We start from the raw sequence: 6,383 nt of genomic DNA on the forward strand, positions 1-6,383 counted from the left end.
GATGTGGCGCGGGTCTTGATCGTGACGATGTTCGATCTTGATGCCTATGTCTACGATGCTCTCCGCGCCGGGGCGAGCGGATTCCTGCTCAAGGACACTCCGCCTGCCGATCTGGTCGCTGCCATCCGGGTGGTGGCGAGTGGCGAGGCGCTGCTGGCTCCTACCGTGACGCGCCGGTTGATCGAGGAGTTCGCCCGTACACCGGCCTCGCCGCAGCTCAAGGGGCTGGAGGGGATAACTGAGCGCGAGCGGGAGGTTCTCGTCCTGATCGCCCGAGGATTGTCCAACAACGAGATCGCAGATCATCTGCATCTGAGCCTTGCCACGGTCAAGACCCACATCGGCCGGTTGCTGGCCAAGCTTGAGGCGCGAGACAGGGCGCAACTCGTCATCGTGGCGTATGAGAGTGGGCTGGTTTCGGCAGTCCGCTGACCAGCGGCTGGGGCCCGTGCGGGAGGAACGGGGTGGCACGCGGCAAGTTGTGGCGGATCAAGACGAACGGGCCGAGGGATGGCTCATGGGGCCAGAGACAAGTGCACATGAGCGGAACGATTTGTAGTTGATGGGAGTGGACCCGTGCGAACGGGATGATTTGTCGTTCACGAAGTGGGGCCGTGTGAACGGGAGGACCTTCGGTGGATGGGAGCAGGTGTGTATAGGCAGTTGCGAGGTGTTGTGGTGCACATGCGCCTCCACCGGCGCGAACTTACCGGCGTTGAGTCAGTTGATCAGGCCGGATGGGGGTCCGGTAGCGTCGGTGACGTGACCGATGTACGGATCGTTTATCGGAAATATGGCGGGGCGTTGCACTGGAACCATGCGGCGAAAGTGCTTGGCGAGGATGAGCACGGGGTGTGGGTCGCGGCTCCTGGCGGGACGGTCGCACGCAAGGGCGATGGACCGCCCGTGGTGTGGAAGTCCACAGTCATCATGTTGTTTCCGCGGGATGCGTGGTGGACGGCGTCGTTCAACTCGCCGCCGCACCGGAGCGAGGTGTACGTGGACGTCACTACCGTTCCGGAGTGGCGTGGCGACGAGGTGACCATGCTGGATCTTGATCTCGATGTGATCAGGATGCGGGACGGTCGGTTGATCTTGGACGACGAGGACGAGTTCGCTGAGCATCAGGTGTCGCTGGGGTATCCGGAAGAAATGATCGCGCAGGCCGAGGAGACGGCCAGGTGGTTGATGGGCGCGGTGGGCAAGCGGCAGGGGCCGTTCGGCGGCGCGCATTCGAGGTGGCTCGACCAGGTGGTGTGAGCCGCTCTGGCAGGCGAGCGTAACGATCCCGTGAGGGCAACGACCTTCGTCGGGCGTCGGGCGTCGGGCGTCGGGCGTCGGGCGTCGGGCGTCGGGCGTCGGGCGTCGGGCGTCGGGCGTCGGGCGTCGGGCGTCGGGCGTCGGGCGTCGGGCGTCGGGCGTCGGGCGTCGGGTCCTGCTTTGTGAAGGGAGCGTTGCGCAGTCGGTCATGGCGTGGTGCTGAGAAGCCTGATCAGCCGAAGGCTGTGAGCAACGGATAGTCGTACAGCGTGCGCGCACGGGTTATGAAGCGCGATCGGGAGTGATCGATTGCGTCCAGGGCCAGGCGTGGCGAGGGGGAACCAGAAGGCTTTGCTGGACAGCGCAAGGCTCGGGACTTGCGGGGAGAGCGTTAGGCTCCCGGCTTTACGGAGTCAGCTCGTAAGGCGTAGGGCTTCGGCCATGGCGGCGAGACGGCGGGGAGAGGCGAGGCCGGCATGGTAGAGGTGAAACTCTGTGGCGCCCGCCTTGGCGTACGTCCTGAGCTGCTCGGCTAGTGCCTCGCCGTCGGCGGGGCGTGGGGGCAGGGCCAGGACGTAGGCGCCTACTCGCTGGCCGGGGTGGCAGAGTTCGCTGAGCTTGGACAGGCGGGCGGCGTCCGAGGCGGAGTCGCCCCAGCAGTTGCCTACCAGGACGTCCGCACCAGGCTCCCCGGTGGGGAGGGTGGCGAACGAGCTGGCGGCCCACGGGTCCGGGTTGGCGTGAAGGGTGATAGGGACGTTCGGTGCGGTGTCCCGGGCCACGGTGATGAGGCGGGAGCGCAGTGACGCTGACAGGTCGACGCGGACGTTTCGGACGTCTTCGGCCAGAGGGCCGAGAGCGTCCTCCACGGTCGCGGGGGAAGAGGGCTCCGGTGATATCGCCTGGGAGGTCGGCGCCGAAGCCGTTACGGCCTTAGCGGAAGGGCCGTCGATGGCCGCGCGTACGCGTTCCCGCATGCCTTGCGGGTAGCGGGCGGCGCAGGCCGTGCAGAAGCAGAGTGTCAGCAGGTCAGCGTGTACGGGTGTCCAATCGGCACCCACTGTCTTCTCGTGCACGCTCTGGTGCCCGAAACCCATGGGTCCGCACGCCTCCAGGATGAGCCCGTCCGGCTCCCCAACGGTCAGGATTTCCTTGACCAGACGTTCGCAGTAATCGATCACGTCCTCGAAGGCGGGACACAGCGCATATGGATAGGGATCGTCGAATGCGTTACGTACTACCAGGTCAGGGTGCATGCCGCCCAGGTACGAGTTGTGCGTCAGAACGGTCCACGCGTGCACCTTCAGACCTGCGGCCTTCAGGGCGTCGCGGGCTTGGAGGAAGGAGTCCGTGGGCGTCCAGGTCGGGGAGGCCGGCGTCAGCCGCCCCCAGGAGGCGGAGCGTACCGGCAGGTAGAACGCCGAATACGGGACGTCGAGCACTCGGTGCGCGGGGTGGTACGGCGTCGCGGCGCGGGTCGAGTGGTAGCTGGCCGCCACCGCCACGGCCTCGACCCCCAGCTCCGCGAGCCGCGAAGGGGCCGACGGGTCGCCGACGATGTCCCAGGGGTAGGCGTAGGCCACATTCACCAGCGCGGTCTCCTCGCAGAGAAAGCAGGCTCGAAGCGCTGCATATAGGTGGTGTCGTCGCGGGCGGTGAGTCCGCACGCGAGATATTGCTCGTGCATGACGGCCAAGGCGTCACGGTCGAGCTCGACGCCGAGGCCGGGGCCGTCGGGCACGGGGACGGCGCCGTCGATGAACCGCAGGGCGCCCGGTGCGACCACGTCCTGCCCGTTCTGCCATGGGGTATGGGTGTCGCAGGCGTGAGTGAGGTTGGGCATGGCGGCGGCCAGGTGGGTCATCGCAGCCAGGCTGATCCCGAGATGCGAGTTGGAATGCATGGACAGCTCCAGCCCGAACGTGTCGCACAATGCGGCGATGTGCGAGGAACGTACGAGTCCGCCCCAATAATGGTGGTCGAGGAGCAGCACCCCGATCGCCCCGGCGGCGATGGCAGGTGGCAGGTGCTCGGGCGTCACCACGCACATGTTGGTGGCCAGCGGCATCGGCACCTCGGCGGCGACCTCGGCCATGCCGGGGATGCCCGGCGTGGGGTCCTCCAGGTATTGCAGGCTGCCTTCCAGCGCCTGTCCGACCTGGATGGAGGTCTCCACTGTCCAGGCGGCGTTCGGGTCGAGGCGAAGCGGCAGGCCCGGGAACGCCTCCCGCAGGGCTATGATGGCTTCGACCTCTTCGGAGGGTGCGAAGACGCCGCCTTTGAGCTTGATAGACGCGAAGCCGTATTCTTTGATCAGCATCGACGCCTGTTCGACGATTCCCGCCGCATCGAGCGCAGCGCCGAACCTGTCGGGCTCACCGCCTGGATGCCCCGCCCACTTGTAGAAGAGATAGGCGCTGTACGGCACGGCGTCGCGTACCCGGCCGCCCAGCAGATCGACTACAGGCACGCCGTACGCTTTGCCGCGAATATCCAGACAAGCGACCTCGAACGCAGCGAAGACCCGATCGATGCTTTTCTCCTGGGTCGCGACTCCGGTCAAGCCATGCATGTCGGTCACGACGTCGCCGATGATCGCGCTGATCCTGGCGTACATCTCGTGGGTCGCATGCACATCCACCCCGACCAGCGCTGCGGCACATTCACGTACCTTGGAGAGATGTCCCAGGTCACCGTACGTTTCGCCGAGTCCGCTCAGCCCTTCGTCGGTGACCACCTCGACGATCGTCCGCAACGCCCAGGGCTCGTGCACCCCGGCGGCGTTGAGCAGGGGCGGATCCCGGAACGCTACGGGAGTGACGTGGATCTGCCTGATGATCATGCGACCGCCGTCCATATATGTGAACACTTGCCAAGTTTGTGGACAGGTTGCGGCAACTGTAAGAATCAACATGAAGAAGTGTCAAGACTCCGAAGGGCCATTCGATGATCTACGGACACAACCCCAGGACCGGCGAGACCGTGGGCGCAGCTCTGCCCGAGACCGACCGCGCCGGGGTCGACATGGTTGTTTCCGCCGCGTCGGCCGCAGGCTCCGCGTGGCGGGCGACACCTGCCGCTGAGCGGGCCGAGGCGCTGGAGGCGGTCGCCGGCGCTCTCTCCGCACATGTGGACGAGCTGTGGCAGATCGCCGACAACGAGACCGCGCTGGGAGAGGTGCGGCTGCGTGGGGAGGTGGCTCGTGCGGCCGGACAGTTCCGGCTTTTCGCTCAGGTGATCAGAGACGGCGGCTATCTCGACGCCATCATCGACCACGCGGATCCGTCAGCGACGCCGCCCAGACCGGATGTGCGCAGGATGAAGCATCCGCTGGCCGGCGTGGTGGCGGTGTTCGCGGCGAGCAACTTCCCGTTCGCGTTCTCGGTGGCGGGCGGTGACACCGCATCGGCGCTGGCAGCTGGGTGCGCCGTCGTGGTGAAGGCGCATCCCGGTCACCCGAACACCTCTGAGCAGGTCGCCCGTATCGTCCGCAACGCTCTGCCGTACCCCGATCTGCTGGGACTGGTGCAGGGCATGCGGGCGGGCGGCGACCTGGTGCAGCACCCGAGCGTGGTGGCGGCAGGGTTCACCGGGTCTGTTGCTGGTGGCAAGGCGATCCAGGCGCTGATCGACGAGCGGGAGGTGCCGATCCCGTTCTTCGGAGAGCTCGGCAGCGTCAACCCGGTCGTCGTGCTGCCGTCCGCGTCGATGAAGGACGTGGCCAGCGGGTTCGCCGCGTCGGTGACGTTGGGTGTCGGGCAGTTCTGTACGAATCCGGGGCTGATGTTCGTGCCTGAGGATGACGAGCTCCGTAAGGCGCTGGTCGAGGCTGTCGAAGGTACGAGCGGTGGGCCGATGCTCGCTGAGCGGATCAGAGAAGGGTACCTCGGAGGGGTGCAGCGGCTGAGTGAGCTGTCGGTGCTGGCCGAGGGCAACGCGGGGGAGGGGAGCCTGGCCGTCACTCCCAAGGTGTTCACCACCGACCTCGACTCGTTCGCCGCGAAGCTGCCGGCGATTGCCGAGGAGTGCTTCGGACCCGCGTCGATCGTGGTGACATACCGGAACGCTTCGGATCTGCGGGCCGTGCTGGAGCGGTTGGAAGGGTCACTCACGGCCACCATCCACGCCACCGACCCCGCTGAGGCCGGCGAGGTCGCCGAGGTGCTCGGGCGCAGGGCTGGGCGGCTGATCTGGAACGGCTGGCCGACCGGCGTAGCGGTCTGCTGGGCGATGCATCACGGTGGTCCGTGGCCGTCCTCGACGTCGCCCGCGCACACGTCGGTCGGCGCGACGGCCATCGACCGGTGGCTGGTGCCGACGGCGTACCAGGACTGGCCGGGCGAGCTGCTGCCGGAGGAGCTCAGGGACGACAATCCGCTGGGTGTGCCGCGGCGTGTGGACGGCGCATTGGGTCGATAGACCGAACGGAGCGGTGGGGATACGTCCTGGCGCGGCTGCTGGGCGCCAGGACGGCACCACCTCGGTGTGTGCGTGTCGGTGGGATATGTCCAGATAGCGGCATTGAAAGTGGTTGGTGCGGAAGCGGGCAATTGTAGGCAGTGGGGCTGAGGCTGGAGCTGGGGTTGAGGCATGTGGGCCGCGCGACATGGGCGGACCAGGGAGCGGCATAAGGCCGGGTCGCGGGGGCGCAGCAGGGCCGGGAGACGTGTACGGCGAGTTGAGCGCGCTGTGGGCGGTGTGTCTGTGAGATGGCGTACGGCTGGTCGAGGGGACTTTGCAGGGCGCGGCGGGCTCGGGAGACGCGTACGGCGAGTCGGGTATGGCGAAGTAAGTGCATTGCAGAGCAGCTTTGAGAAGTTACGTACGGCTAGTTTCTGGGCGCTGATGGCTCCGAGAAATGGCGTAGGGCGGGTTGGGCGTGTTACGGGGTGGCAGGCTCAGAAGACATGTGCGGTGAGTCGGAGTGCGTTGCGGTGGCGGGCCTTCGGCAGCCAGTGGCCGTGTGAGGTGGTCGAGAGGGCGTGGCTTCGCCCTCTGAGGGCTGCCCTTCCCCTCGTAGCGTGGAGACCGAACCGGGAGAGGTTTGGTCGTGGCAGCAGTCACGCGGCGGCGCTTTGATCCGGAGTTCCGGGCGGGCGCGGTGCGTATCGTGAAGGAGACCG

The 6,383-nt window shown here is 66.9% G+C and carries 5 protein-coding genes; 3 read left to right on the plus strand and 2 right to left on the minus strand.

Features of this window, described 5'->3' with window-relative positions:
- Both KME77_RS27660 and KME77_RS27665 read left to right on the plus strand, forming a co-directional pair.
- A partial coding sequence (locus KME77_RS27660; RefSeq protein ID WP_219471878.1) for a LuxR C-terminal-related transcriptional regulator occupies positions 1-432 on the plus strand: 432 nt, incomplete at its 5' end.
- Positions 433-762: 330 nt separating this feature from the next.
- On the plus strand, positions 763-1,260 hold the full coding sequence (locus KME77_RS27665; protein WP_308250937.1) for a DUF402 domain-containing protein: 498 nt from the start codon (positions 763-765) through the stop codon (positions 1,258-1,260).
- A gap of 413 nt (positions 1,261-1,673) precedes the next feature.
- On the opposite strand, the gene KME77_RS27670 is transcribed toward KME77_RS27665, so the two are convergent.
- Entirely contained in the window at positions 1,674-2,849 is a 1,176-nt protein-coding gene (locus KME77_RS27670; RefSeq protein WP_219471879.1) for a hypothetical protein, read from the minus strand.
- Positions 2,846-4,102, minus strand: coding sequence for a glucarate dehydratase family protein (locus KME77_RS27675; protein WP_219471880.1), 1,257 nt, complete (start codon positions 4,100-4,102; stop codon positions 2,846-2,848). Before KME77_RS27675 ends, KME77_RS27670 begins: the two co-directional genes overlap by 4 nt.
- 104 nt (positions 4,103-4,206) lie before the next feature.
- On the opposite strand from KME77_RS27675, the gene KME77_RS27680 reads away from it, so the two are divergent.
- Positions 4,207-5,679, plus strand: a complete 1,473-nt coding sequence (locus tag KME77_RS27680; RefSeq protein WP_219471881.1) for an aldehyde dehydrogenase (NADP(+)) — start codon at positions 4,207-4,209, stop codon at positions 5,677-5,679.
- Positions 5,680-6,383 lie beyond the last annotated feature (704 nt).

The sequence above is a fragment of the Nonomuraea rhizosphaerae genome (assembly GCF_019396405.1).
GTDB lineage: Bacteria > Actinomycetota > Actinomycetes > Streptosporangiales > Streptosporangiaceae > Nonomuraea > Nonomuraea rhizosphaerae.